This is a genomic window from Agathobaculum sp. Marseille-P7918 (assembly GCF_964248325.1).
GTDB lineage: Bacteria > Bacillota > Clostridia > Oscillospirales > Butyricicoccaceae > Agathobaculum.
Genome location: NZ_CAXTXI010000001.1, coordinates 486,655 through 511,647, shown reverse-complemented (window position 1 = coordinate 511,647; position 24,993 = coordinate 486,655). Strand labels below are relative to the sequence as shown.

Annotated in this window: 39 protein-coding genes; 35 read left to right on the top strand and 4 right to left on the bottom strand. The window is 53.0% G+C overall.

The features are described 5' to 3' along the window. The first annotated feature begins 58 nt into the window (after positions 1-58). Both ACESSO_RS02580 and ACESSO_RS02575 read left to right on the top strand, forming a co-directional pair. A complete protein-coding gene (locus tag ACESSO_RS02580; protein ID WP_373163477.1) occupies positions 59-937 on the top strand; it encodes an NAD(P)H-hydrate dehydratase in 879 nt (292 codons plus the stop codon). A gap of 28 nt (positions 938-965) precedes the next feature. Then, positions 966-1,136 carry a hypothetical protein gene (locus ACESSO_RS02575; protein ID WP_373163476.1) on the top strand — a complete coding sequence of 57 codons (171 nt, stop codon included), beginning with the start codon at positions 966-968 and terminating at the stop codon, positions 1,134-1,136. Positions 1,137-1,274: 138 nt separating this feature from the next. Here the strand turns inward: ACESSO_RS02575 and ACESSO_RS02570 are convergent, their stop codons facing one another. From ACESSO_RS02570 to ACESSO_RS02560, 3 genes are read right to left on the bottom strand one after another with little or no spacing between them, the layout of a single operon-like run. Then, a complete protein-coding gene (locus tag ACESSO_RS02570) occupies positions 1,275-2,318 on the bottom strand; it encodes a tyrosine-type recombinase/integrase (RefSeq protein ID WP_373163475.1) in 1,044 nt (347 codons plus the stop codon). Between the two features lie 11 nt (positions 2,319-2,329). Then, positions 2,330-2,980 (bottom strand): stalk domain-containing protein, encoded by a 651-nt coding sequence (locus ACESSO_RS02565; protein WP_373163474.1) that lies wholly within the window; start codon positions 2,978-2,980, stop codon positions 2,330-2,332. A 47-nt stretch (positions 2,981-3,027) separates the two neighbouring features. Beyond that, positions 3,028-3,423, bottom strand: coding sequence for a helix-turn-helix domain-containing protein (locus ACESSO_RS02560; protein WP_373163473.1), 396 nt, complete (start codon positions 3,421-3,423; stop codon positions 3,028-3,030). 508 nt (positions 3,424-3,931) lie between these two features. On the opposite strand from ACESSO_RS02560, the gene ACESSO_RS02555 reads away from it, so the two are divergent. Together ACESSO_RS02555 and ACESSO_RS02550 are read left to right on the top strand one after the other, a co-directional pair. Next, complete coding sequence (locus ACESSO_RS02555) at positions 3,932-4,147, top strand: helix-turn-helix domain-containing protein (RefSeq protein ID WP_373163472.1); 216 nt, start codon at positions 3,932-3,934, stop codon at positions 4,145-4,147. A gap of 2 nt (positions 4,148-4,149) precedes the next feature. Then, positions 4,150-4,425, top strand: coding sequence for a hypothetical protein (locus ACESSO_RS02550; protein ID WP_373163471.1), 276 nt, complete (start codon positions 4,150-4,152; stop codon positions 4,423-4,425). A 160-nt stretch (positions 4,426-4,585) separates the two neighbouring features. Here the strand turns inward: ACESSO_RS02550 and ACESSO_RS02545 are convergent, their stop codons facing one another. Further along, positions 4,586-5,002: a hypothetical protein gene (locus tag ACESSO_RS02545; protein ID WP_373163470.1), complete on the bottom strand. Its 417-nt coding sequence runs from the start codon at positions 5,000-5,002 to the stop codon at positions 4,586-4,588. 70 nt (positions 5,003-5,072) lie between these two features. Here ACESSO_RS02545 and ACESSO_RS02540 point away from each other — a divergent pair, with 70 nt between their 5' ends. The 31 genes from ACESSO_RS02540 (at position 5,073) to ACESSO_RS02390 (ending at position 24,989) form a co-directional block, all read left to right on the top strand. Continuing rightward, positions 5,073-5,312, top strand: coding sequence for a hypothetical protein (locus ACESSO_RS02540; RefSeq protein WP_373163469.1), 240 nt, complete (start codon positions 5,073-5,075; stop codon positions 5,310-5,312). Between the two features lie 25 nt (positions 5,313-5,337). Further along, a complete protein-coding gene (locus ACESSO_RS02535) occupies positions 5,338-5,658 on the top strand; it encodes a hypothetical protein (protein WP_373163467.1) in 321 nt (106 codons plus the stop codon). A 5-nt stretch (positions 5,659-5,663) separates the two neighbouring features. Next, the gene (locus ACESSO_RS02530; protein ID WP_373163466.1) at positions 5,664-5,819 is read left to right on the top strand and encodes a hypothetical protein; all 156 of its coding nucleotides are present in this window, start codon (positions 5,664-5,666) and stop codon (positions 5,817-5,819) included. Further along, positions 5,816-6,046 (top strand): hypothetical protein, encoded by a 231-nt coding sequence (locus ACESSO_RS02525; RefSeq protein ID WP_373163465.1) that lies wholly within the window; start codon positions 5,816-5,818, stop codon positions 6,044-6,046. The genes ACESSO_RS02530 and ACESSO_RS02525 overlap by 4 nt, the downstream gene beginning before the upstream one ends. 32 nt (positions 6,047-6,078) lie before the next feature. Then, on the top strand, positions 6,079-6,411 hold the full coding sequence (locus ACESSO_RS02520; RefSeq protein ID WP_373163464.1) for a hypothetical protein: 333 nt from the start codon (positions 6,079-6,081) through the stop codon (positions 6,409-6,411). A gap of 13 nt (positions 6,412-6,424) precedes the next feature. Continuing rightward, entirely contained in the window at positions 6,425-6,670 is a 246-nt protein-coding gene (locus ACESSO_RS02515) for a hypothetical protein (protein ID WP_373163463.1), read from the top strand. Further along, positions 6,667-6,840, top strand: a complete 174-nt coding sequence (locus tag ACESSO_RS02510; RefSeq protein ID WP_373163462.1) for a hypothetical protein — start codon at positions 6,667-6,669, stop codon at positions 6,838-6,840. The genes ACESSO_RS02515 and ACESSO_RS02510 overlap by 4 nt, the downstream gene beginning before the upstream one ends. Next, the gene (locus ACESSO_RS02505; RefSeq protein WP_373163461.1) at positions 6,827-7,126 is read left to right on the top strand and encodes a hypothetical protein; all 300 of its coding nucleotides are present in this window, start codon (positions 6,827-6,829) and stop codon (positions 7,124-7,126) included. Before ACESSO_RS02510 ends, ACESSO_RS02505 begins: the two co-directional genes overlap by 14 nt. Then, on the top strand, positions 7,095-7,562 hold the full coding sequence (locus ACESSO_RS02500) for a helix-turn-helix domain-containing protein (protein WP_373163460.1): 468 nt from the start codon (positions 7,095-7,097) through the stop codon (positions 7,560-7,562). Before ACESSO_RS02505 ends, ACESSO_RS02500 begins: the two co-directional genes overlap by 32 nt. 86 nt (positions 7,563-7,648) lie before the next feature. Next, positions 7,649-8,038, top strand: coding sequence for a hypothetical protein (locus ACESSO_RS02495; protein ID WP_373163459.1), 390 nt, complete (start codon positions 7,649-7,651; stop codon positions 8,036-8,038). A gap of 8 nt (positions 8,039-8,046) precedes the next feature. Then, positions 8,047-9,684 (top strand): PcfJ domain-containing protein, encoded by a 1,638-nt coding sequence (locus ACESSO_RS02490; protein WP_373163458.1) that lies wholly within the window; start codon positions 8,047-8,049, stop codon positions 9,682-9,684. Continuing rightward, positions 9,681-10,589: a DUF3102 domain-containing protein gene (locus ACESSO_RS02485; protein ID WP_373163457.1), complete on the top strand. Its 909-nt coding sequence runs from the start codon at positions 9,681-9,683 to the stop codon at positions 10,587-10,589. The genes ACESSO_RS02490 and ACESSO_RS02485 overlap by 4 nt, the downstream gene beginning before the upstream one ends. Continuing rightward, entirely contained in the window at positions 10,586-10,918 is a 333-nt protein-coding gene (locus ACESSO_RS02480) for a hypothetical protein (RefSeq protein ID WP_373163456.1), read from the top strand. The genes ACESSO_RS02485 and ACESSO_RS02480 overlap by 4 nt, the downstream gene beginning before the upstream one ends. Then, positions 10,903-11,295 (top strand): hypothetical protein, encoded by a 393-nt coding sequence (locus ACESSO_RS02475; protein ID WP_373163455.1) that lies wholly within the window; start codon positions 10,903-10,905, stop codon positions 11,293-11,295. The genes ACESSO_RS02480 and ACESSO_RS02475 overlap by 16 nt, the downstream gene beginning before the upstream one ends. Further along, positions 11,267-11,542 (top strand): hypothetical protein, encoded by a 276-nt coding sequence (locus ACESSO_RS02470; protein WP_373163454.1) that lies wholly within the window; start codon positions 11,267-11,269, stop codon positions 11,540-11,542. The genes ACESSO_RS02475 and ACESSO_RS02470 overlap by 29 nt, the downstream gene beginning before the upstream one ends. Positions 11,543-11,591: 49 nt before the next feature. Beyond that, positions 11,592-12,422: a hypothetical protein gene (locus ACESSO_RS02465; RefSeq protein ID WP_373163453.1), complete on the top strand. Its 831-nt coding sequence runs from the start codon at positions 11,592-11,594 to the stop codon at positions 12,420-12,422. Positions 12,423-12,733: 311 nt separating this feature from the next. After that, the gene (locus tag ACESSO_RS02460; RefSeq protein WP_373163452.1) at positions 12,734-13,111 is read left to right on the top strand and encodes a hypothetical protein; all 378 of its coding nucleotides are present in this window, start codon (positions 12,734-12,736) and stop codon (positions 13,109-13,111) included. A 195-nt stretch (positions 13,112-13,306) separates the two neighbouring features. Continuing rightward, positions 13,307-13,918, top strand: coding sequence for a recombinase family protein (locus ACESSO_RS02455; RefSeq protein ID WP_373163451.1), 612 nt, complete (start codon positions 13,307-13,309; stop codon positions 13,916-13,918). 178 nt (positions 13,919-14,096) lie between these two features. Beyond that, positions 14,097-14,627, top strand: coding sequence for a helix-turn-helix domain-containing protein (locus ACESSO_RS02450; RefSeq protein ID WP_373163450.1), 531 nt, complete (start codon positions 14,097-14,099; stop codon positions 14,625-14,627). Then, positions 14,624-15,949: a phage terminase large subunit gene (locus tag ACESSO_RS02445; protein ID WP_373163449.1), complete on the top strand. Its 1,326-nt coding sequence runs from the start codon at positions 14,624-14,626 to the stop codon at positions 15,947-15,949. Before ACESSO_RS02450 ends, ACESSO_RS02445 begins: the two co-directional genes overlap by 4 nt. Continuing rightward, entirely contained in the window at positions 15,933-16,379 is a 447-nt protein-coding gene (locus ACESSO_RS02440; protein ID WP_373163448.1) for a hypothetical protein, read from the top strand. The genes ACESSO_RS02445 and ACESSO_RS02440 overlap by 17 nt, the downstream gene beginning before the upstream one ends. Beyond that, positions 16,372-17,958, top strand: coding sequence for a hypothetical protein (locus tag ACESSO_RS02435; RefSeq protein ID WP_373163447.1), 1,587 nt, complete (start codon positions 16,372-16,374; stop codon positions 17,956-17,958). Before ACESSO_RS02440 ends, ACESSO_RS02435 begins: the two co-directional genes overlap by 8 nt. Then, positions 17,959-18,174: a hypothetical protein gene (locus ACESSO_RS02430; protein WP_373163446.1), complete on the top strand. Its 216-nt coding sequence runs from the start codon at positions 17,959-17,961 to the stop codon at positions 18,172-18,174. Between the two features lie 12 nt (positions 18,175-18,186). Beyond that, the gene (locus tag ACESSO_RS02425; protein ID WP_373163445.1) at positions 18,187-18,369 is read left to right on the top strand and encodes a hypothetical protein; all 183 of its coding nucleotides are present in this window, start codon (positions 18,187-18,189) and stop codon (positions 18,367-18,369) included. A 316-nt stretch (positions 18,370-18,685) separates the two neighbouring features. After that, entirely contained in the window at positions 18,686-19,696 is a 1,011-nt protein-coding gene (locus ACESSO_RS02420) for a hypothetical protein (protein WP_373163444.1), read from the top strand. Between the two features lie 15 nt (positions 19,697-19,711). Next, positions 19,712-20,770 (top strand): chitobiase/beta-hexosaminidase C-terminal domain-containing protein, encoded by a 1,059-nt coding sequence (locus ACESSO_RS02415; RefSeq protein WP_373163443.1) that lies wholly within the window; start codon positions 19,712-19,714, stop codon positions 20,768-20,770. A 57-nt stretch (positions 20,771-20,827) separates the two neighbouring features. Then, entirely contained in the window at positions 20,828-21,220 is a 393-nt protein-coding gene (locus tag ACESSO_RS02410; RefSeq protein ID WP_373163442.1) for a hypothetical protein, read from the top strand. Beyond that, on the top strand, positions 21,213-23,123 hold the full coding sequence (locus tag ACESSO_RS02405) for a hypothetical protein (RefSeq protein WP_373163441.1): 1,911 nt from the start codon (positions 21,213-21,215) through the stop codon (positions 23,121-23,123). Before ACESSO_RS02410 ends, ACESSO_RS02405 begins: the two co-directional genes overlap by 8 nt. Further along, positions 23,120-23,917, top strand: coding sequence for a hypothetical protein (locus tag ACESSO_RS02400; RefSeq protein WP_373163440.1), 798 nt, complete (start codon positions 23,120-23,122; stop codon positions 23,915-23,917). Before ACESSO_RS02405 ends, ACESSO_RS02400 begins: the two co-directional genes overlap by 4 nt. Positions 23,918-23,941: 24 nt before the next feature. Next, positions 23,942-24,604: a hypothetical protein gene (locus tag ACESSO_RS02395; protein WP_373163439.1), complete on the top strand. Its 663-nt coding sequence runs from the start codon at positions 23,942-23,944 to the stop codon at positions 24,602-24,604. Further along, positions 24,561-24,989: a hypothetical protein gene (locus ACESSO_RS02390; protein ID WP_373163438.1), complete on the top strand. Its 429-nt coding sequence runs from the start codon at positions 24,561-24,563 to the stop codon at positions 24,987-24,989. Before ACESSO_RS02395 ends, ACESSO_RS02390 begins: the two co-directional genes overlap by 44 nt. Positions 24,990-24,993 lie beyond the last annotated feature (4 nt).

Sequence of the window (24,993 nt, the reverse complement as noted above, 5' to 3'; positions counted from 1 at the left end):
AATAAGGCATGGTGCTATGCTGGATGCAGAAAAATGCAATAACAGGAGCGGATGCAATATGGCAGAAGCATTTATTGAGATTGCTCAGGCATATGTGGATGGGATTTTGCCGCGAAGGAAACCGGATGCGGATAAAAATGCCTTTGGGCGTGTGTTGTGCGTATGTGGTTCTGCGGGCTATACGGGTGCGGCGTATTTTGCTGCACAGGGTGCGGTGCGCATGGGCAGTGGCGTGGTGACGCTGGCAACGCCCGAAAAGGCATGGCCGGTGCTTGCGGTCAAATTGAACGAACCGGTTGTGCGGCCGATGCCATGCGGGACGGACGGCATGCTGTCGCGCGAAGCATTGCCTGTGCTGACTGCTTTGGCTGCGCGGGCGGATGCAGTACTCATTGGATGTGGTCTGGGACGATCGGATGCGGTGACGGAGATTGTATGTGCGCTGCTGCAAGGTGCAAAATGTCCGGTCGTTTTGGATGCGGACGGCATAAATGCGCTTTCCGCGCATAAAGATGTATTACAGCAGACGGCGCAGCCGGTTGTGCTCACGCCGCATGCAGCCGAGTTCGAACGACTGAGCGGCATCAAACAGCCGGATACGGAGAGTTTGTCCGGGTTTGCGCAGGAAAATCGCTGTATTTTGCTCTATAAGGGTCATCGCACACGCATTTTTGCACCGGACGGTAGGATGTACCGCAACCATTCCGGTAATCCCGGCATGGCGAAGGGCGGAAGTGGCGATGTGCTGGCGGGCATGCTGGTGTCACTATGCGGGCAAGGGATTTCGCCGGTGCAGGCGGCCTGTGCCGCTGCGTGGCTGCATGGCCGCGCGGGGGATTTGGCGGCAAACCGGCTGAGCGAATACGGCATGACACCGGGAGATATGCTGCAATACCTGCCCGAACTGCTCAAACGGTACAATACAAGGGAGTGGTAACCTGAAACGGTTTCTTTGCATAGCCCTGTTGCTGGCGGTGCTGTCCGGCTGCGGCGGCGATACGGCAGCGGACGGATCAACCGTACGCACACATTTTGAGGAACTGGCCGGATTTGAAGCGCATTTGAAAATTTTATCCGATCTGGAGCAATCGGTACTGGAATATGAAGTAGATTACGTTTATAATATTTTGGCGTAAACGTAAGAAATATTTTTATATGAAACACCCCGTAATTTTCGGAATTACGGGGTGTTTTTATGTTTATTTTCATATTTAAAAAATGAGTACTCGGAAAAACAATACACAAACAATACGACACACAATAGACAAAAGAAGTTAAGAAATAAGCTCGATAGCACGGCGCAATTCTTCGATGTCCTTATGGGTATACACAGCGTCGGTGACGTCGGTTGATGTGTGCCCAAGGATGCGTTTTATGGAAACGCGGTTTGCGCCTGCATTATCAAGCAGAGTGGCACAAGTATGTCGGCATTCATGCGGGACGTGCTTGGGAATCCCGCACAGCTCCAGAGCCGGGTTAAACATGGATTCGAGAAAATGCGCATGCGTTATCGGACGGTTGGGCTTATCGGCACGCCAGACAAGATATTTTTGCGCGGGGTCATAGCGGGCCGCAACCAAAGGCCGGATGCGCGTATGAATGGGAACAACACGGTTTTTACCGGCTGCGGTTTTTGAACCGCCGCGCATAGTCCAGTTTTCCAGATCGACCGATGCGGTTTCCATGTTCAGCAGCTCACCGATGCGCCAGCCGGTATATATCAAAATCAGAATTAAATCCACGTTGGGAACGGCTTCGACTTTCTGCCAGAGTAGGGCTATCTCCTCATTTGTAAACGGTCGGCGTGTTGTCGGTTCATCTGGCCGGGAGAGGGTGACAAACTTACTGTAATCCTTGGCGACCAAATCATTTTCCAGCGCGTATTTATAAAGCTGAACAAAAAGTGTTTTTATCTTCTCCTTGGAGTGGTAGCCGCCTTTATGCTTATCGACAATTGTCTGCATGTGATTTTTGCGAATGTCAACGAATTTCACATCATGAATCGGTTTGCAATGAGAGAACGCAACACGATAGCCGGTGATGGCGCTTTCCGATACCTTTTCAAATTTTTCGGCAGACCAACGCTCATACACCTGCGCAAAGGTCGATGCGTCCGGAAGTGCGTGCGGATCATCGTTATAGGCCGAAAGGGCTTTGAGCGCTTCGGCCTGCGTGGCATACGACCCAAGGTGTTTATACCGCTGGCGGCTGCGTCCGTCCTCGCCCAGCTCCCAGCCGATGGTGATGCGGACGGCAAACGGCTTGCGCCGTTTGCCGGATAGTTTGTAAACACAGCCATAGCCATTGGGGTTTCGCATAAACTCAACTCCTAAACGATTAAAGTACCAGCTTTAATCATCATGTCGTTAATGTCGAAATAGTTATCAATAATGATTTGCATTGCTTGTGTGAGCTTATTAATTTGTTTGTTATAGTATGCATCCTCCATATCAGCGAAAGCAGTTAACATTTCGTCAAGCATTGTGTTTATTTTTTCGGCTTCATCGTAATATGTCGAATTATTGGGGATAAATGATATAATTTTTTGGGTAGATTTTACGAGATTGCTAACTGTAGGATAAAAACGAGATTCATTACGAACGTTACCAAGCTGCATCGCTTGATATTGCGATACATAGCCACACATGGAAGAAGCAACATTAGTTGCATTGCCCAGATAATACAGGTAGCCTTCTATATCTTTTGTATCAGTTACATATGCAGTGTTAGTCGATTGTTCATATATGACGCTTGCACCTAAATTTTCGCCAACAGCGCGAATGGGGACATAGGTTGTTCCGTCATAGACGAAGGGCTGCACAGTTTTGCCGTTTACATCGGTTAGTCTGGGGGTCTGACCGTTGATAGAAAGCGTGATGCCATATTCCACGTTGATTGACTTTTGATAGGTGTTTGCCGCAAAAGCACCAGTCAAAAACAGGGTAAACATCAGGATAACGGCGGGGATTCTCTTTTTCATGGGGATACCTCCTTTTATTTCAACCGTCCGAGAGGGCGGTTTTTTACTTATGCTTCTTTATCCATGCAAGATTCAGAACATTTTTTATATTTGGGGTTATCTTTCAGGTCTGCGACATAATCGCGGACCTTTTCTTTGCCCTCATCGTTCATTGAGCGGTAGTCCTCGACAAGTTGGGTTTCATCTTCTGATAAATCGGATGAAGAAAGTGAAGATAGTCCATAGTTGGGGTCGGTGATTTCATCCTTGATAAGATAACGCAAGTCAACATGAAAATAGTCACAAAGTTTTTCAAGAGTGCTAAATTTCACGTTATCAAAATGATCGCGTTTCAAAATGTTATCAATTGTAGAGTATGCAATATCAAGGTCACGCGCAAGGTCAGCTTTTTTCGTGATGTTATTGCGGCTCATTAAGAATTCAAGTTTTTCTCTTAGGTTCATCAAGCCAACTCCTTCCATGTCTTTACAATAACACAAAAAAAGAGGGGAAGCAATAAAAAATTACGGACAATGGGAAAATAGTATTGACAATCACCATCGTTCGTAATATTATATACTCAAGAATTACCATTGATGGTGATTCTGACGCAAAAAATACTCCGTATATCCGGTTGCGACAGATATACGGAGCAGCATGAAACCCACCCAAATCTCTTGCACTCTGTGACCGTTGGTTTCCCGGCCACCGACATCCGCAACGATGCTTCTATGGGAGAATAAAACAGTTTTACATCATGCATGTTTCCTGACTGTTTTTCCCGTTGGTTTACATCGGGGCAGAACAGGGGAATGTCATTTGAAAGCCGACTTTAAGTTTCAGTGGTTTCAAAGACATCACCTCCTCATTTATGGGTCAATAAAAGTATAAGGTTTGGGTGGGATTGCGTCAACAATAAATGTCCATTTTTTAGGGACGTAACAGAAAATTTACAAAATGGAGGTGTTTGGCATGTATCCGAATCTGGAGCTGGAGATGTTCAAGCGGAAGATAACGGGGCGCGAGATGGCGCAACGGCTGGGCATTGGCGAGAGCACCATGTACAAAAAGCTGCGCGGCGAGTTCGACTTCAAGCTAAAAGAAGTCGAGAAAATACTGGATATTTTCCCGGAAATGGATTGGCGCGTGCTGTTCGCGCGCGCGGACGAGCAAGGAAAGGCGGGGTGAGGATGAAACGGAAGAAAGCGCTCAAAAAGCAGCTAAAGCGGCTGATGAAGCTGGCGGACGGGTATGACTTTAAGGAAAATCAAATGGGGTTGAAACTGGGAATTACGGATGCGATTGTTAGGGTTGCCCGGGAAATGAGAAAGGAAAGAAGGGGTGATTATGGAAGAATTAGCAAAAAAGACAGTTGCCGCCCTTACAGAGTGCGTGGAGGCACTCAGCAAAAGCGGCAGCATACCGAATGCAAACATGAATTCTGTAAAAATTCGTGCGCTGGTTGAGATTTTAAAGGTTATTCCTGACAGATACCTTTACGTTTCGAGATGAAAGTAGGGAAGCATTTGAAAAACATTTTCGTGTTGTTTTTTTGTTTAATTGCGTTAGCGTTTTCCTTAATCGGATGTAAAAGGGGAAGTATTAGATTTGCGGTAACAGGTCAGATCATGGGTGTGATTGGTCTTTTTTTAGCCCTTGCATGTCTCTGAGGTAATTTGAGATCAGGCTAAGAAGCGAATCAAAGCATTCTGTGATCTTTTGATCGACATCCCCATTTTTGCTGCGCAGCATATGTAACAGCTCATTGAGTTTTTTTTGCACTAATTCATCATTGATTCGAGCGGAAACAGTATAGGCAGCAGAAAGAAATTGAACATAAAATTGCGAGTATTCGTAGTTTTTTTCCAGTTCTGCAAAGGATTTCGTTAAATCCGTGATAGAGGATTGAACAGCACTTTCAAAAATTTCAATTTTTTTCAGATGCACTGACTTTTTGTAGTCGATCAATGAAGTAATAACTGGGGCAATGATTGCTGCGAGCGCAGCCAAGATAGCAGCAACAGCGGTCACACCATCAAGCATAAAAACACATCCTTTCTGCTCTTCATTGTAGCAGGGAGGGAATGGAAAGACAAGGAAAGAAGGGGTGAGGATGAAAGAAGGTAACAGGCCGGATGGGCTGGAGTATGCAGAGCAATTTTCACCAGAGCGATATATCAGGGCGTGGAATGCGTTATTGAAAGAGCATCAAAAAGAGCAGAGAAAAATATTTTGGCGCGGCGTAGGAAAGGGCATTATTGTTTATTTTTGCGTGCTTTGCGCGACGGTTCCGTTTTTTCTGATATGGGCAATCCTATTGCGTTGGGTAATTTTGCGGATTCCGGCAGTTTAGCAATATGCAGAAGTCACGAAGATGTATGACAACACAGGAAGGGGTGGGTGAATTGATTATGAAACAGTGTGTCCAGTTGATTTCAGACCCTAAAGTAACTGGTGTCACCATTCTGGTGCAGAACGATATGCGATGCCGGCGCAAAAAACGAGAGAAGCGCACTTACATGGCGTTGCGCAAGGCGGGCGTGAAAGATAATGCAGCCAAGACAATATTGTTTGGGATGCGGTGTCTTTCTGCAAATCCAAAGAATAAGCGCAAACGCAGGATTGGCGTTTTTGGTGGCACATATCAATGTGACTGCATCGGGAAAAAGACAAAAAAACGTATGGGAGTAAAGGAGTAAACACAATGGAAAACAAAAAAGAAAAAGTGGAGCGTCTTCACAATGCCACAATCGAACTGCGTGACGCTTTTTATGATTTAGGCATTAAAGATGAAGAATTAAGCAAGTGTTTTAACATGCTGCTTAAAGCGGTTGAATTGCTTGAGGTGATGAGCGAATGAAAACGATTAGTGAATATCAGTCAATGTCGCCTGCGCAGATTCTTGATGATCCGGATGCGCCGGAGACCTTGAAAATCCGCGCGCGAAACCAGCTGGCAGCGCAGCAGGCGCAGCTTTCCACGGCGGCCATGAAAGAGCAAGCATACATGGAACGTCTGGCCCGTTATGCCTATGAGCGCGCTGCCCAAGAGGGAACAGAAGCGGACATGCAACGGACAAGCCGTTAGCCGCATAACCTTTAGGGAGGAGGTGGCCGAAGATGGCTGACAAGACCTGGACAGATGATGAAATCCGCGCGCTGAAGCGAGTGACCCCGCTGATTGCGAGCCAGTACTTAGACCAATACCCGAATGCGATGAGCGTTGCGCTTTCGATGCGCGCGGGAAAACTGCCGATCGGAGAGGCTATCCAAAATCCCAAAACGGGAACATGGACATACCGCATCGACAAGGACAGGCTGATATCCTACAAGCACGGCGTTATGCCGACAGAGGATATCCGGGAGCTGGTGAACAAGCTGGAGGAGTTCACCAAAGCAGCGAACAAGCTGATTGAGACGATACGCGCAGAGCGCGCGATGATGTATCAATGAGGGGGTGAACAGATTGAAATGGGCACTTAAAGTCGCGGCATACTGCTGCGGCGGGATTATTGGAGTGGCCGCCGCCGCATGGGATGCAGAGTGGTGCAGCGGGATCTCATTTGTAATGATCCTGATCGGCTGCGGGTGCGGGCTGTTTGTGGCATTGCATGAACTGGCAGTCATCAGCGCTTTTGAGAAGAAAGAAAAAGAGGCCATCCAGCGCAGCGCGCGGAAGGCCGAGTTTTTTCGGGAGCTGGACAAGCTATGAAGCACACAAATAACCGAATTACGCGGTATAAGCAGAAGCGCATACAGGAATTGTTCCTTGTCGGATGCGAGCAGGACGCGAGGCGCAAAAAACAGGAAGCGGCGGCGAAGCGGGCGAGGCTGGAAAAGCTGCTGCTGGAACGACTGGAGGCGCGCCGTGCGGGAATTTAGCGGGCTGGAGGTCCGGCCCTACTGCCAGACGGCGGACATGCCCCGCGTGCGCATTGACCGGCTGCGGGTGATTGCGTACAAGACGGTATTCGGAGAGGTCGAATACAGCTTGATGGGCCGCATGGGCCGGACGGGCGAAGAATGGCCGATGGCGCGGCCGGAAAAAGACTTTGCGGCCGCGTGGGCGCAAAAAGAAAGGATGGAAAAACAAATTGAGCAAGCGAGACGCGAAGAGACGGAGCGAGCAAGCAAGCGTGATATACCGCCACCCGCAAGGGCGGTTTGAGGTGATTGAGACCACGGGAAGGAATGCTTTCGGCGGTACATACCACATATGCGAGGCGGTGCTGACACCGGAGCGAGACATGCGCGGGCTGCTGAGCGATGCGGACAAGTATGACCCGGAACAGCAGATTAAGAGAACACCGCTGAGCGAGGAAGAAAAAGAGACCATCTGCACGCTATATCAGGATGATGTTTCCGTTGCGGACATTGCAGGGTACATTGGGCGCAGTGTGGATATGGTTCGCCGGGTGCTTGACCAGAAGGGACTGCGAAAGCGTGTGCCAAAAGGCAGGGCATGGACGGACGAAGAGAGAAAAACAATCGTTCGGATGTGGCATCAGGGATACAGCATGCAGGCAATCGGGGATGCGGTTGACCGGACATGGAAAGCTGTGTCGCAGGAGATTCACAGCATGCGGAAAAGACAGGCATTATAAAACCGGCTGCCGAGGGTAGGAGCTCGACAGCCGGTTCAGAAATATTAAGGTACTGCAAGTATAGCAGGTTTTGGGAGTGATTGCAAGTGACGGATTTAGCACTGAAAAAGATTGATGAGGAAGTGCGCGGTTTCAAAGGGGACAAGCGCGAACAGGTGATGTACAAGCCGGTTGCGGATGCGCTGCGGGAGTTTTGCCGCCAGCAGCCGGAGTTTGCGCAGGCGGTATATCAGAGCAAAAAGACGTTTGCAGATTGCATGAAGCATGTTGCAAAGGGCGTCGGGAACAGCATTTCAGACATTGAGGCATACCGTCGGGCGGTGGAGTTTTACTTCCCGGGGGCGCAGGTAGAGTTTCAGATGGTGCTGTATATGAGCAAATACGACATGCCGCAGGCCGAACCGGAGCAGGTGCAACAGGAAACGCCAAAGCAAGAGCAGCCGGGCATGGTGTTCGACCTGTTAGACCTGTTGTGAGGTGCGGCATGAACAAAAAAGAGAGCATGGAGATCATGCGCACATGGCCGCGCATGACCAAGGAAGATGTGCAGTGCGCAGATGCGCTGTTTACGCATTACCTGTTTTTCAACACCGCCGGCGAGGTGACGGCAAGCTGCTGCGGCAAGTCCGGAGTGGTGAAATCCCAAGCGCTTGGGCGTCATCGGGAGCCGGGCGTTTGCCCGTTTTGCGGCAGCAAGGCGATATGGTACGGCAAGCGCTTCGGCAAAAAGGGACTGAAACAGTTTGTGCCGGTCATGTTCATACACAAGCGGAACGGGACGGTATATCTGCGCACCTGCTGGATGAAGCGCGGCTATGAGGACACCTTGACGCCGCAGACATTTTATATGGCAACATTCAGTTACCGGCTGCGGTCGGGGTGTGCGGAGATGTGGGAAAATCATTGCTATTACACTCGGTATCATGAAGAGCCGAAAGTGGATGAATATGCGTGTTACCTGACTGACTGGATGAAAAAGCACTATGCGCCGCTGAAAGATGTGACAGGATGCGTCAGCTATCATGTGATCGGATGGGAACGGCTGAAAGGTACGTTTTTGCAGTATGTCGGCGCAGGAGATCGAAGGTTTAAGGACGGTACTTACTACGACCTGACCAAGCGGCTGATGCTGGCCTGCTATTACTCGATTGAGATGCTGGAAAAGCTGGGGCTTTCGTGTTTTGTGCGGGATTTGATGTATGGGACAGTCAACAAGGAGATCATCGACTACACGCAGAAAGACCCGCGGCGCGCCTTGGGGCTGAACGGGGCGGAGCTGAAGGAGCTGCAGAAGTACAATGATAAGGTGCTTTTGCTGCGGCTGCGTAAGCGATTGCTCAAACGAGGCTATACGGAGAGCATAGAGAGCTGCGCGGACTATTTACTGCTTTGCAACAACGACATTAACAGGCTGGTTCGAATGGTGGACAAGCTGGGCGAATCGCCGGGAAAGATACGGCGCTATCTGGCGGGACAGGTGAACAAATGCGGGCATATGGCATATGGCGGGTTTCCGTCGCGGTTGCCCGCGTGGCAGCATTATGTTGACTATTTGAATTTCTGCGGGGATTTGGAACTGGATGTGAAAGATCGGCTGGTGGCGTTCCCGAAAGACCTATGCAAAGCGCATGACGAAAAGGCGAAGCTGGTCGCTGCAATACATAAAGAGATCCAGATGCGTAAGAATGCGGAGCTTTTTGAGAAGCGAAAGAAAAAGCTGCATGCGCGGATTGAAAAATATCAGTTTGCATACGGCGGATTTGTGATTTTGTTTCCGTTGCTGGAAGCGGAGATAGTCGAGGAAGGAAAGGTGCTGCGGCACTGCGTCGGCGGATATGCGGAAAGGCATATCAGCGGGTCAACAACTATCTTGTTTTTGCGGCGGGCGGAGCATTCGGACACGCCGCTGGCAACGATTCAGATGAATGGAAACCGGATCGTGCAAGTGCATGGGTACAGGAATGAGTGCGAACCATGCACGGATAATCCAAAAATGATTCCGGCGCGGGAATTATATGCGGATGTACTGGATGTTTGGCTGAAATGGCTGGGAAAAGGCAGTCCGCGGGACAAGGACGGAAATCCGAAGATACAGAAACCGAAGGAGATTAAAACGGCATGAGTGACAAGGTAGTTGCGGTGCGGTCCATCGATATCGTGACCGCGGAGATATATACCATCCGAGACAACGCGGCGCGGGTGTTCATGGACAGCGTGGTGCAGATCGGGCGGCGGCTGGAGGAGGCAAAGCAGCTTGTCCCGCATGGAGAGTGGACGGATTATCTGGACACGAAGCTGGGGTACAAGCCCAGCACGGCGCAGAACTATATGCGCATTGCGCGCGAGTTTGGAGACGGGCAGGTGGGGCTTTCCGGCAAGACAGCGAGCGACTTTTTCGGAAATCTCGGCTATTCGCAGCTGCTTCCGCTGCTCGGTCTGCCGGAGGAGGAGCGCGAGCAGCTGGCAGAGGAGCACGACCTTGCCGGCATGAGCAGCCGGGAAATCGCGGCGCTGGTCAAGGAGCGCGACGAGGCCAAGGCCGCCGCCGCTGCGGCACAGGAGCAGGCGGACAAGCAGGGGCAGGAGGCGCGCAGCGCGCGGTCTGCGCTGGCGACTGCCAAAGATAAGCTGAAAGTGCAAACGCAGAAAGCACAGGAGCAGGCAGAGGCAGCTAAGGCAAATGCGGAGACTGCTGCGGAATTGCAGCGCCGGCTGGATGAGCTGGCCGCGCAGGCAAACCAGCCGCGCGATCTGACCGACGAGGAGCGTGCTGCGCTGCGCGCAGAGGTAGTCGCCGAGCAGAGTAAGGCCTTGCAGGCAGCGGAAGACCGCGCCGCCGAGGCGCTGGCAAAGCTGGAGAAGTTCAAGAATCCGGCCGCGCATAAGGTCAATTTTCTGTTCGGGGAACTATGCGAGTATTGGAGACGCTTGCAGGCGGCGCTGAAGGAGCTGGAGCAGTCGGACGAGGAGGCCGCGGGGAAGATGAAAGCGGCGATCGGACAGGTGATTGGAGGTTGGAATTTATGAATGCAAAAAGAGCGGCAAAGTTGATGCGCATTGCGCGGTACTACGGCGAGGAAAAGCAGGTATGCAAGCTAATCGAGGAATTGGGTGAGGCGGTGAGCGCTGCCAGTGACGTGTTGATGCGCATGACATTCCGGGAGGACGGCGGAAAGGGAACGGACTTGCAGGATCGGCTGGAGCATCTGGCAGCAGAGCTGGCAGACGTTCAGAATGTTGCAGAGCAGGTGGTTTATTTATTCGGGCTGGAACTTGATTTTAAGGTTGCGAGACAGGCGGGAATTGATAAGACCATCAAGAGGATTGAGGAGGAGCAGAAATGCGATACGAATTAAGCCTTGCGTCGGAGACGTTCACGCCGGCGGTGGAAGCGTTTGACCGGCAGATGCTGTCGCTGCTGAAGAGGATGCGAAAGCTGAATATTAGCGAGGGGTGTGTTTCGCTCAAAATCAGCGTATCACTTGAGCGGCAGTTTCCTCTGGATGAGAACGGAAAACAGCAGGAAATCTATGTGCCGCGCTTTGAGCATGAGACGGCCGCGCAGATCGTGCAGAAGGCAAAAACGAGCGGCGAGATCAACGAGGATTTTGTGCTGGTGCTTGGTGCGGATGGACTGCCCGCGATGTACTACAGAGATACGGACAATCTGTTTGATATGGTTGCGGAAAAGGAGGCGGGAAAAGATGGAGGGGAGAACGGCTCTGACGAATGAGCAGGCGCTGCATTCGGTCGTGGATTATTACGGACGGATGATTGGTTATGTGCCGGACGAAGAAAAACAAGCGTTTTTTAGCAAAGCCATTGCAAATGGTTTGACGTTTGACACGCTATGGGCTGCCATTGATTATGCGGTCAGTGTATGCGGATATGGGAGACCGGAGCGCGATTACTGGCCGCACATACAGAAAGAAGCCCGCCGGATATGGCGGGAAATGAAAAAAGAAAAGGCCGCCCCGTGATGGGGCGGCTATATGAGTATCACGGGCCGCGGGTGCAGGAGCCGGGCCGGTGACGGAGGTATTTATGCTGATACAAAAATTAGAAGCCAACGGGAATCTATGCCAGATGTCGCTATACTCGACCGGGTATCTGCCGGGGCAGTCACCGAGACAGCGCGAGAAGCGCAAGCAAACGACAAGCGAGGCAAAGAAGCGAATCAATGAGAGGGCGCAGGAATGGGCATTGACGCAAAAGATTTGCGCCAATTTCGTTGAAATGCGCGATTTGTTTGTTTGTCTGACCTATGCAGAGACGCCGACGAACGAGGGGGAATGCTTGAAGGTGTTCCACCGAAAGATGCGAATCGAGCTGCAGAAGCTGGGCATTGAGCATACATATATCGTCGTTACAACGGCGCACGACATGCCGGATGCAGACACGGAAGTGCGGCTGCATCACCACCTGATTATGCGCGGCGCAAAGGGCGAGGGCATGTACAAAAAACTGCGCGATGCGATAGATCGATGCTGGGGACTGGGAACGGTGGACGTGCGGCCGCTCAGGCAAAACGAGGAATTTTTCCGGGACACGGCCAGATATCTACTCGCCCAGCCGACCAAGAAGGGCGCGCGCAAATACTCATGCAGCCGAAACCTGCGGCCACCGAATGAGCCGATCCGGCTGCGGCTGCCGGAGTCTGCGGCAAAGGAAGTCGAACCGCCGCCGGGCGTGGTAGTGATCAACGATGAGCGGATTGACAACGAGTTTGGTCATTATCGCTATATGGTTGCCCGCATATACGATCACAAGCTGTTTGACGCATACTGGGACAAGCAGAGGAAGCTTTCCGCGCCTGATCCATGGCAGCGGTTGCAGCGGCGAAGATATAGGCCGAGATAAGTTGCAAAATTACAGCGGGAGGGCCCGTTTTTCTGGCTTGTAAGGGGTCTAACAATTCGGACGGTTGTTTTTCGTCAGGTTCGGACAGCGTTGGACGGTGGGGCGGGAAAACGGATGTAAACACGGTTTGCTGCCAGAGGTTGACAGAGGGCAAACCACAAAAGACGCATGGTTTTTGCAGCAGTTAGGGCGGGAAACGGGATTTGACGAAAAAACAACCCGTTTTTTCTAAAGGTTCGGACGCCGAGAGCGGAAAACCATAAGAAAAGCGGCGACGGCGGGAAACGCTGGACAGAGGAGGACGGCACGACATGACAAAGGAAAGGCTTCGGCAGCTGGACAGCCTGATCGACGAGCAGCGGGAGGAAGAGGAGCGGCTTGCCCGGGAGCGTCGGCACATTGAGCGGATGGAATACGAGTTCGGGGTCGGCTGCCTTTTTGGTCAAGAGCAGCTGGAGGAGACCCGTGCTCGGGTGCGAGAGCTGACCGCGCGGCGCATGGACGAGGCCGAGGCGGTGCGGCTGTGGGTTGAGCAAATCAAGGACGCGACGGTCCGGCGGGCATTTAAGCTGCGGTATCTGGACGGCCTGCCGTGGGGAATCATCGCGCGGCGCATGGGGTACGCCAATGACAGTGGGCCGCGGATGCTGTGTGATCGGCATCTGGCCGGGGAGACCGAAGCCAGTTGACGAAACGAGCCGATTTTGCAAACACAGTTGACACGGCCGCTTTGACCGTTCGACAAGGTACTCCTTTTAGAACGGGTTGGACGAGCCCTGTTTTCTTATGCCTTGACAGTTCGTAAAGGTACGGAATAATAAAAACGGACGTTTGCATTAAAATAGGGATATTGACGAACGGAAAAAGAAAGGAGTTGGAGAAAAATGGCAAGCAAGACGTTTTACTATGGAAGAGTGAGCACAAGGGAGCAAAACTTAGATCGCCAGATTGAGGCGTTCCGCGCGCTGGGCGCAGACGAGCGGGATATTATTACCGACAAGGAGAGCGGCAAGGACATTGACCGGCCGGGATACCGTGCGCTGCGAGATTCGCTTCTCCGGCCGGGGGACACGCTGGTTGTGAAATCCCTTGACCGGCTTAGCCGCAGCAAGGCAGATATAAAGGCTGAGCTGGAGCATTACAGGCGCAATGGAATTCGGGTGAAAATTATTGATCTGCCGACCACCATGATTGATCTGCCGGATGGGCAGGATTGGGTGATTGAGATGGCAAATAATATTTTGATCGAGGTGCTCGGGACGATTGCGGAGCAGGAGCGTCTGACCATCCGCCAGAGGCAGGCCGAGGGGATAGCAGCAGCAAAGGCGCAGGGAAAAAATCTTGGTCGTCGGGCAGTGCAGCCGCCGGAAGGCTTTGATGAGGTAGTGCGCCGATGGCGAGCGGGGGATATCACTGCCGCCGAGGCGATGCGGCAGACGGGCGTGAAAAAGACGACGTTTTATAAGTTGGTGAAACAGGGCGAGGGCGCGGTATAAGCCGCGCTCTTTTTCTTTGGGTAAAATCCCAAGCGCTTGGGCGCGCGTGCCGCATGGCCAGTCTCAGTGGCGGTAAACGAAAAAATTTTGCGGAAAATCAAAGTTGTGCGTTTTGTGCGCTTTGTGCGTGTATAGTAATGCTCAAGCAAAAGACGCGCAGGGCAAGGAGGTGGGCGCGTTGAAAGGAAGCAAGTACACAGACGAGGACCGCGAGCGGGCGCTTGCCCTGATTTCCTCCGGTATGTCACCGACGCAGGCGGCAAAGAAGCTCGGTTTTCCGAAATCGACCGTCTGCCACTGGTGGAACACACAAATGCAGGATGATGAGGACGTTGTTGCAAAGCGCATGGAAGCGCGGCGCGCGTCGGTCGAGAAGTGCGGCAGGATCGTTGACCGGGCGCTCGGCGCAATCGGGAAGAAGGTCACGGCAGCAGCCAGCGAGTGCCGAGAAGTGGACGACGGGCTGAAGGTGCTGAAAAAGGCAGCCAAGGACGGCGTGATCGCGCTCAGCGAGGATGACGTGAAAAAGCTCAAAGGCATACTGGCGGATTATACCGGCATCGGATTGCGGGAGTTGTCCGGCAGTATGAAGGACGTGCATGCGCTCCAGCAGTCACTTGAGGAGCAGCTGCTCGATGCATCGGACACCGCGCAAGAGCTGCATGTGCAGCTGACGCTGGTTGACCCGGCGAAGGTGGACAGCGCATGACAATAGATTTTCAGCTTACGCCAAAGCAAAAGACTTTCATTGAGACGGATGCTTTTGAGGTTTTGTACGGTGGCGCGGCAGGCGGCGGCAAAACCTTTGTGCAGGCGCTGGACGCGTTGCTGTACGCTCTGCGGTATCAGGGCAGCAAGCAACTGATACTGCGTCGGACATACAAGGAGCTGGAACGCTCTATGGTGCCGCAAACGCTGAGTATCTATCCGGCCGGAATTGCGAAGTACAACGCGAGCAAGCACGTCTGGACAGTGGGACGAAGCACGATTGAAATGGGATACATTGCGACCGAGGGCGACGTGCAGCAGTACCAGTCCGCAGAATATGACGTGATTCGCTTTGATGAAATGACGCACTTCACGGAAACGCAGTACAAATACATGATTTCCCGTGTGCGTGGTGTGAACGGGTTTCCGAAGCATGTGAAATGCTCGGCAAACCCGGGCAGCGTAGGCCACGCAAACGCAAAGGAACGGTTTATCGACATAGGCCCGCCGATGCAGGTGCATCAGTGCGAGGGTGGAAGCCGCCTGTTTATCCCTGCGAAGCTGGAGGACAATCCATTTTTGATGGAAGCAGACCCGGAATATGAAAATCGATTGCGGAACCTGCCGCATGAGGTGTACATGGCGCTGCGAGAAGGGAACTGGGATTACTACGTCGGCCAGTATTTCACCGAGTTCAAGCGGGAGACGCACGTTTGTGAGCCGTTTGTGATTCCCGACTACTGGCGGCGGTATGTTGCGCTGGACTATGGACTGGACATGCTGGCGGCATACTGGGTGGCAGAGGACGAAACCGGATGCGGCACGGTATACCGCGAGGTATATGAGCCGAACCTGATAATTCCGGAGGCGGCGCGGCGGCTGCTGGACGCAAATGGAGACGAGGCAATCACCGCATGGTTTGCGCCGCGCGATTTGTGGAACAGGCGGCAGGAGACCGGCCGAAGCGTTGCGGATATCTTCGCAGAAGAGGGAATATACCTCAGCGAGGTATCAAACAACCGCGTTGCGGGCTGGTATGAACTCAAGCGGCGGTTGCAGGTAGTGAAAAACGAGTTTGGCGAGATGCGACCGAGACTGCGGATTTTCAACACCTGTACCAACCTGATACGGACGCTGCCAGGCTTGCAGCACGATGAGAAAAACCCGAACGACGTGGCAAAGGAGCCGCACGAGCTGACGCATGGACCGGATGCGATCCGGTACTACTGTGACGGCTGCCCGCTGCCGGCGACGCTGCCAGTCGAGCGGGATGAGTTTGAAAAAGGATATGAGGAGGAAGTGCGAGATGTATTTGGCTATTAGTTTGGTGTTGGCTGTTTGTGTGATTTGTCTGTTTATTGGGTTGCTTTATGTTCAATCTGGTAAGAAATCCTTGGATATTTACTGCAAAAAGCTGAAAAAGGATAACGATGACACATACAAGGCTTGTATCAATTTGCTCAACAAGAAAGCAAAGGAACTTGACGCCGCACAAGATCAGGCGCGCGCTTTCGAGCAGGCTGCAAAGACCATGGAAGAGCATCTTGCCGCCGAGCGCGGCCGGGCGGATCGGCTGGCTAAGGCGCTGCGGATGAGCGAGGACGCGCGGTGCGAGCTGAAGCAGCAGCTGGCAAAAGCGCAGGAGGGAAGCCAGAAGAGGTCAAAGGTGGAAACCCAGTTGCAGAGAGAGCTACTTAACCTTTTCCGCTATGACGGAACGGAGCAGTCGCAGGAGGATTTGACGGATGAATGAGAAGCCAATCACCGCAGAGCAGGTACAGCGCGAATATGAACGCGGAAAGGACTACAAAAACGGCCTGAACCTGTATGAGAGCGTCAAAATCTGCGAGCGCATGGTCGAGGGCGACCAGTGGGCAGGTCTGAAGGTGAAGCAGTTGCGCCCGATCACGATGAACTTCTTGGACCCCATCTGTTATTACAAGGTTGCACAGATCGTTTCGGACGATGTGGGGCAGGAAATCGAGCCGTTTTTGCCGGACGAAGAGGCCGAGCGGGCGGCAAAAATTATCGAGCAATCCATTGACCGTGTGGTCGAGCGGCAGAAAATCAAGGCGAAGCACCGAGAGATTCTGCGGGATGCGTTCGTGGACGGTGATGCTGCGCTGTATTTTTGGTTTGACGCGGATGCCAAAACCGGTATGGACGGCGTGCAGGGCGATATTATAGCCGAAAGCATTATGAACACCAACATTATTTTCGGCAATCCGCAGAGCGCGCGGGTGCAGAGACAGCCGTATATCATCATTGTGCAGCGCGTGCCGGTGGAAGAGGAAAGGGAAAAAGCCAAAAAGGAAGGCGTGCAGGACTGGGAGAGCATCACCGGGGACAGCGCGAGCGAATACAAGGGCGAGGACGAGCTGTCCGAGACTGACAAGGGATGCACCAAGCTGACGCGGTTCTGGAAGGGAGAGGACGGCTTTGTACGCTTCATGCAGGTCATTGATAAGGTCATCGTGAAACAAGAGACCGTAGCAGCCATGACGCGCTATCCGCTCGCATACATGAGCTGGAAGCCACGCAAAAATTCCATGCACGGCGTGCGCGAGATCGAGCCGCTGATCAATACGCAGATCGCGGTCAACAAGCAATTTACGGCGCTCGGTACGCAGGTACTCAATAATGCAATGCCGAAGCTGGTGTACAACAAAAGGCAATTCCCGGACGGTTGGGACGCGGAGGCGCAGACGATTGGCGTAGTAGGTGACCCGACGCAGGCACTCACAGGCGTTGCGGGCAGCATGCCGATTCCGACGGACGCTTTTGGCATTACCAATAATCTGCTGGACACGGCAAAAAATGTCGCGGGCGCAAACGACGCGGCGCTGGGCAATATCAAAAACCCGGACAACACGTCTGCAATCGTAGCGGTACAGCAGGCGACCGCCGCGCCGTTGAGTCTGACGCGGTTGAGCTATTACCAATTTGTTGAGGATTACACGCGGATTCTGATTGACATGTTTCATGCCTATTATGGTATCCGGCATGTGAAAACGACCGAGACGGTGACCAATCCTGCGACTGGAGAGACAAGCGAGCAGACCGTCATTAAGGAATATGATTTTTCTCAGCTGCCGGTGGATGCGATGGACCTCAATATCAATATCGGTGCGGCAAGCTACTGGGCGGAGACGCTTCAGACAGCGACGCTGGATAACCTGATGAATGCCAAGGTGATTCCGGACGCGGTGGAATATCTCAAGCGCGTGCCGGAGGGAATGGTGCGGGATAAGGCTGGGCTGATTGAAAAAATTGAGCGGGCGCAGCAGCAGGCCGCGCAGGCGCAGTTGATGCAGCAGGGAGGTGCGATATAAATGGAAGAAACCAAGCAGCAGAAATTCGTGCGCATTGCAGAGCCGCGCGTCACGCGCGCATGCAAGGCGGTGAGCTTGCTCGGCAATCTGGCGGGAAGTAACTACGAGTACACCGAGGAGCAGGTGGACGCGATGTTCGGCGCGGTGCAGAAGGAACTGGACAATGCGCGGGCGGCGTTCAGCCAGAAGGACAAGCCGAAGAAGTTCACGTTTTAACGGAGGACAAACATGAAGTATCGCAAAAAAATGGGTTTGATAGAGGCATATCAAACGGATCGTGCAATGAACATCAGCACGGCTGATGGAAACATACATGCCAGTGTCGGTGATTACATCATTACGGGTGTGGATGGCGAAAAGCATGTTTGCAAACCTGATATTTTTGAGAAAACATACGAACCGGCAGAATAAACCGTGACAATTTCCAGCGCTGAGACGGGCGGGAAGAGCCTACCTGCCCGGCATATCTCCTATTCTTTTGATGGTGGGTGCGCCCTTTGCGGAACGAGGGCGCGTCCGTCTCAGCGCTGGAACACATAAATAATGCGCGCCTACGCTGCGGCGGGCGGTTTTAAGCCATTCCCGCCCGAACTCCCATATACCTGAGCAAGGATACGGGGATACGCTGGGAAATCTGCTTGAGCTCTACGTTCCTACACAGAAGGAGGGTTTCCCGGCGCGTCCGCCGGAGCGCAGGCGCTCTATTTTGAAAGGAGTACATACTGCTATGAGTAATTGGAAAACCAGCAATTACGACAGCACAAGCGAGTTTCGCGGCCGGATGGGCCTGCAGTTCTTCGCCGAGGGCGAGGACGCGGGCACGGATGGCGCGGACATGGACGGCGATTTCGGCAGCGACTTCGAGGACGGCTTGTTTGATGGCGGACTGGAAAACCAGCAGACCGCGGAACAGGACACGAGCGAAGGCGCGGACGGAGGGCTGGAAAACCAGCAGCCCGACGGCCAGCAGGGAGAGCCGGAGAAGAAAGAACAGGAGGGCGGTGAGCAGCCGCCAGCAGAGGGACAGCCGCCGGCGCAAGAGCCGCCGCAGCTAATTCCACTGGTCTACAACGGACAGCAGATTATGCTGCCGCAGGCTGCCGTGCAGGAGATTGGGCGCGCGCTGGGTGCAAACGCAATCGAACTGCTGCAAAAGGGCATGAACTACGAGCACAAAAACGAGCGGGAGCTTGCCGTGCTGAACCAGTACGCGGCGGCGGCGAATATGACCGTGCCGCAGTTCATCCAGCAGCTGGAACAGCGTCAGCAGATGCAGGAGCTGGAAGCCGAGGTCGAGAAGCTCAAAAACGAGTTTCCGGCGACCGAGGAAGGCGCGCTGCGTGAGATTGCCAAGAGCCGCGTTGCCGCCCGCCGAAATGAGCAGATGCAGCAGGCATACGCCCGCGAAGCTCAGATGCAGCAGCTGCGCAGCCGGGTAGACCAGAGCGTGCAGGACTTGACGAAAAAGCGAGAAATTGCACAGTGGGTGGACTACATCAAGGAAACCGGCATCAAGACGGTGGAAGAAGTACCGCCGCGCGTGATTGAACTCGTGCGGGAGGGAAAAACACCGCTTGAGGCGCTATGGAAGTATCAGAGCGAGCAGGCAAAGGCCGAGCTTGACAAGCAAAACAACATCCACCAGCAGCAGGAGAGAAACAGGCAGGCCACGACCGGCAGCCTTGCGGGCGCGGCCGTGGAAGAGGACGATTTTCTTGCTGGGCTGTGTGGAAACTGAAAGGAGACATAAAATATGGCTATCAATCTGGCCACGAAATACAGCGATAAAATCGCAGAAGTTTTTACCAAGTCCTCGTTTATTCGAGGAAAGGTTTCCAATGCGTATGATCTTACGGGAGTAAAAACGCTGAAGATTTACACGCCGATTACTGTGTCCGAGGTAGATTACAAGCGATCCGGTGATAACCGGTATGGTGAAGGCACTGAGATGCAGGATACCGTACAGGAAATGACCATGACGCAGGACAAAGCTTTTAAGCTGACTATCGACAAGGGAAACAACGTCGATCAGATGAACATCAAGGCAGCGGGAAGGATGCTTCAGCTGCAACTGCGTGAGCAGTCCACCCCTGCGGCGGATAAGTATGCATTTAAGAAGTTTGCCATGTATGCGGGCAAGATTATGACCGTCAACAGCAAGCCGACCAAGTCTAACATCGTTTCCACGATTTTTGACATGGGTCAGGCGATGGATGATGCGCTTGTGCCGGAGGATAATCGCTATCTGTACATGACGGCAGAAATGTACAAGCTGGTTTGTACGTCGGATGAGTTCATCGCCATCGACAAGCTGGGCGAAAAGAGCATCAGCCGCGGCGAATGCGGCGATATTGACAATTTCCGCATCGTAAAGGTGCCTGCTGGTTATCTTCCTGATAACTGTTTCATGCTGGCGACTTATAAGCAGAGCGTTATCATGCCGTACAAGATTCAGGACACCAAAATTCATCAGGACCCGCCCGGCATTTCAGGCAATCTGATTGAAGGCCGCCATTACTATGATGCGTTTGTCATCGGTGCAAAGGCAATGGGTGTGGTGGCGCTGGTGCTGGCAAGCGAAAAGCAGGCCGCGCCGACGGTGTCGATTTCGAGCCATAAGGTGACGCCGACTTCTTCCGGCGCAGAAAAGATCATGTACACGCTGGACGGCAGCGATCCGCGCTATTCGGACAGCGCACAGGTCGTGACGGGAGAAATCACGACTGAAAGCGGACAGATGATTCGTGCCGTGGCATTCGGCGCAAACGGAAAATTCACGTCCGACGTTGCCTACGCAACGGACAGCGACTAAGCCCGAAGGGCGGGGAAAGCCCCGCCCTTTCTTTTTTGACAGAAAGGAGGTGCGACGGTGGCAACGACACAGAAAATATTTGACCTTGCCGCCGCGATCCTGTTTGAAAGCAAAGGCGGAGACGCGGATTTTGATAAATACGCGCCGCTGTTCCTTGAGCAGCTGCTCATGGAGGCGCTGCCGTATGAAAACCAGATACGGGAATATCAGGGCAGGGAGCGGCTGGAGACCGCGCCGGAGGTGACTACCATCGACGACCAGACGGAAATCGACTGGGACGACCGCATCACGCGCGGCGCGCTGCCGCATGGACTCGCCAGCAAGTTCATGGGCGACGACAACAACAAGAAGGCCGAGGCCGTAATCGAATATAACAAGTTTTTGCAGGCGCTGGAAGAGGCCGCGCCCGCAATTCCTTACTACGGAGAAAGCGGGGACGAGGATGCCTAAACAGATCAGCGTGCCGAGCTTTTCCAGCGTTGCGACCGGTCGGAAGAACTACAGGAGGTTTCGCGGCGTGGACTACTCCACGGATGAAACACAGATAGACGATGGACGGTCGCCGCGCGCAATTAACATCATCGCGGACGAGGGCGGATTCCCGGAACGGCGCTGGGGATGGAGAACGGTTTTTGACGTTGGCGAGAAAGTGGCGGTTTCCGGCATTTTTCCGTTTGAGGGCGAGATCGAAGCGGAGAGCGACACGGAAACGCGGTATTTTGTGGTTCATGCTGGTGCAAAGCTGTATCTGGTATCGCTATCACCGAGCGGCGCAGGAAGTAAAAAGGAGCTTTTGTCCGGCCTGAAAAACGGCGGGCGCAGCCAGGGCTTTTACATGAACGGAAAGCTTTACATCCTGACGGGCGCGGAGTACATCGTTTTCGATGGCAAGGACGCAAAGCGCGTTTCGGATGATACGGCATATGTGCCGCTGACGACCTATCAGAGCAAGCCGACAGGCGGCGGGCAGAGCTATGAGAGTATCAACATGCTGTGCAAATACCGCAAGAACCGGTTTGTGGCGGACGGGAGCAGCAAGACGTTTCAGCTTGACGTGACCGAAATTGATGCCGATTTTAAGCCGGAGGCAAGCTATTACATCACGGGCGACAAGATAGACATAGAGAGTTTTGACGCAAAAAAAGGCACTGTGACCTTTGCGACCGCGCCGAAAGCACCGGAGAACGCAGGAACAAGCAACGTCGAAATTAAGTTCGCTAAGACAACCGAGGACAGAAAGAAGATACTCGGCAGCACGATTTTCGCGCTGTACGGAGCGGACGGGAGCAGCAACCGGGTATTTGTATCCGGCAACAGCGAGTACGCGGCGACGGAGTGGTTTTCAGGACTCAGCGATCCGACATACTTCCCGGATATCAATTATTCGGTTGTTGGTTCAAGTGACTTTCCGATTATGTGCTACGTTAAGGCGCAGGGCGAGCTGCTGATTATCAAGCAGGACAACCGGCAGGAGGGAACAATCTGGCATCACGCGAGCACGATTGTGAGCGAGACAGCGGCATTCCCCTTGAAGGAAGGCGTGCCGGGATATGGCGCAATTGCCAGGTATTCGGCGGCGAACCTGAACGACGACCCGCTGTATTTAAGTCCGCGCGGCGTGTATGCACCGACAACGACGTACAACAACAATATTGTTGTGCGTCAGCTATATTGCCGTAGCCGCCGCGTAAACCCGAAATTGTGCAAGGAAAAGGGCCTTGAGGATGCGATATGCGCGGTGTGGCGCGGGTGGTATGTGCTGGTGGTGAACGGCGTTGCATACATCGCGGACGGCAACCAGAACCGCGAGGATCAAGGGTATGAGTGGTACTACTGGACGAACATTCCCGCGCATGTGATGCAGCCGGACCGGCAGACATTGTATTTTGGCACGAAAGACGGCCGTATCTGCAAGTTCAACGATGACATGGTGAACGATGCAAACGAAACGCTGCGGCAGGCATATAACGACGACGGCGCGGCAATCCATACTGAGTGGGCGACTAAGCTCGACACGATGGGGACGCTGAGCCAGCTCAAGACGATGCCGAAGCGCGGCAGCTCAGTACACATGAAAAGTTACGCCAAGTCTGCGTTTGACGTTTATATTCGGACGGAAAACAGCGCCGCACGGTTTTATAAAACCATGTATGCCGATCAATTCACGTTTGATGATATTGATTTCAAGCGAATCAGCTTTGTTTCCAGCGAAAACGCGATTTTGCCGCTGCTCATCAAGCTGAAAAAATGGAAAGCAATACAGTTTGTTTTCGTTTCGGATGCGGTTAACGAAGGATTTGGCTTTTATGAACTGGAAGTCAAATGGGAGGACGCGGGGGAGGCGAAAAAGTGAGTATCAAAGAATTAGAAATCACAGACCAGAATGTGCAAAGCACCTATGTGCAAAGCCAGCCAGACCGGCTGACCGGAACCGCGCAACAGAATAAAGCCGTATTCGACGCATTGCCGCAGCTGATCATACAGAGGTTTAATCTGCTGCTGGAAGCGCTGGCTGGGGAGGGAGCCGCTGGGGAAATCCCGGTCTGGCCGATCGAGGGCGTGACAGCGGAGAACGTGCAGCAGGCGCTGGAAGCCATTCAGCAGAACCTGACGGCGTACATCAACAAAATTAAAGCGGCGACCGGCGCGGCCGAGGTTGGCGTTTCTGCGATCAGCGGGATGCAGGCACAGAATGTGCAGAAAGCGCTGGAGGAACTGCGAAAAGCGATTGATGACAGCGTTTCCGGTATTATTCCGGGTGGGTCGATTACAACAGATATGTTGGCAGATGATGTGATTTCAATTTTAGACAGCAAAGCGGATAAAACGCAGCCGCTGGAACAAGAAATCTCGTTCAAGTCGGGCTGGAGTAATGCTGCGACATCAACGTATTATAAGACACAAGATGGGAGTTGCACTGTGAATTGTTCTGTTAATGGCACAGGTGTGCCAAATGAGAATTTAATTGCATCACTTCCTGCGGGATTTCGTCCCAAAAAAACCGTATGTCGTGCGGCACATGTATACGGAGATAGTGGAAGAGGAATTGCAGAGGCACAAATTTTAGAAAATGGAGACATTATAATTTATTCTGCATTTGCGTTCAACTATGTATCGTTTGGCGCCACATTCTTAGTCCAGAATTAACCGATTTGTAAGGAGGGAAATGGCATGCATTATAAACACTGCTGTGTAGTCGATGAGCAATATTTTTACAAAGAATATGTACTGGTACAAACGGAAAATGAAGAGCAAACCGTGGTCGGATATAAGATGCAAGATGGAGATATGCTGGTCGATTCCGAGACGACGCCGGATAGAAAGCAGCACGCAGGCGGCGCAGGCTTTGTCCGACCCCGCTGGGATGAGGATGCCGCCGCATGGGTCGAGGGTGCGACCGTAGAGGAGATGGCCGCGTGGGAGGCGGAGCACCCCGCGCCCGCAGTCAATCTGGACGCGCTGCGCGCGGCAAAGCAGGAGCAGAACAAGCAAGCCCTTGCGGACTGGCTTGCGGCGCATCCGCTGACATGGACGGACGGCAAGGTGTATGGCGTGACAGAACAGGATCAGACCGAAATGGCGATAAATTTTGCGCAGTACCAGCTGGCGACCGCCGCCGGACAGCCCGCCGTGCTTGAGTGGCACACGCAGAAAAAGCGCTGCCATAGCTTTACGATAGAGGATTACACGGCGTTGTCGCTTGCCATCTCCGCATACGTTTATCCATACAGACGGTATCAGGAGGCTGTTAAAGAGACTATTTTCGCGGCGCAGAGTGAGGAGGAACTGGATGAAATCCAAATCGACTACGGTAGTGTCGGTGCTACTGCATAGCGCGTTTGGCGTGATTGGCGGGCTGGCGTACATGGTTATCGAAATCCTCTGGCGTGGACATACACACTGGAGCATGGGCGTTTTGGGCGGGTTGTGCTTTGTGTTAATCGGCCTACAAGACGAGATGCAGAAGCACCCACCGCTATGGATTCAAATGGTGCAAGGCGCGGCGATGGTGACTTGGCTTGAGTTTCTCACCGGTCTGATCGTTAATGTGTGGCTTGGATGGAACGTCTGGGATTATTCGGATATACCGGGAAACCTCATGGGGCAGGTTTGCCCGCAGTTCTCGGTCGCGTGGTTTTTCCTCAGCGCAGCGGCGATAAAGCTGGAGAACGCGCTGCACCGGGTGGCAGAGTGGATTACGCACCGGCGCGGGAGGTGAGGGG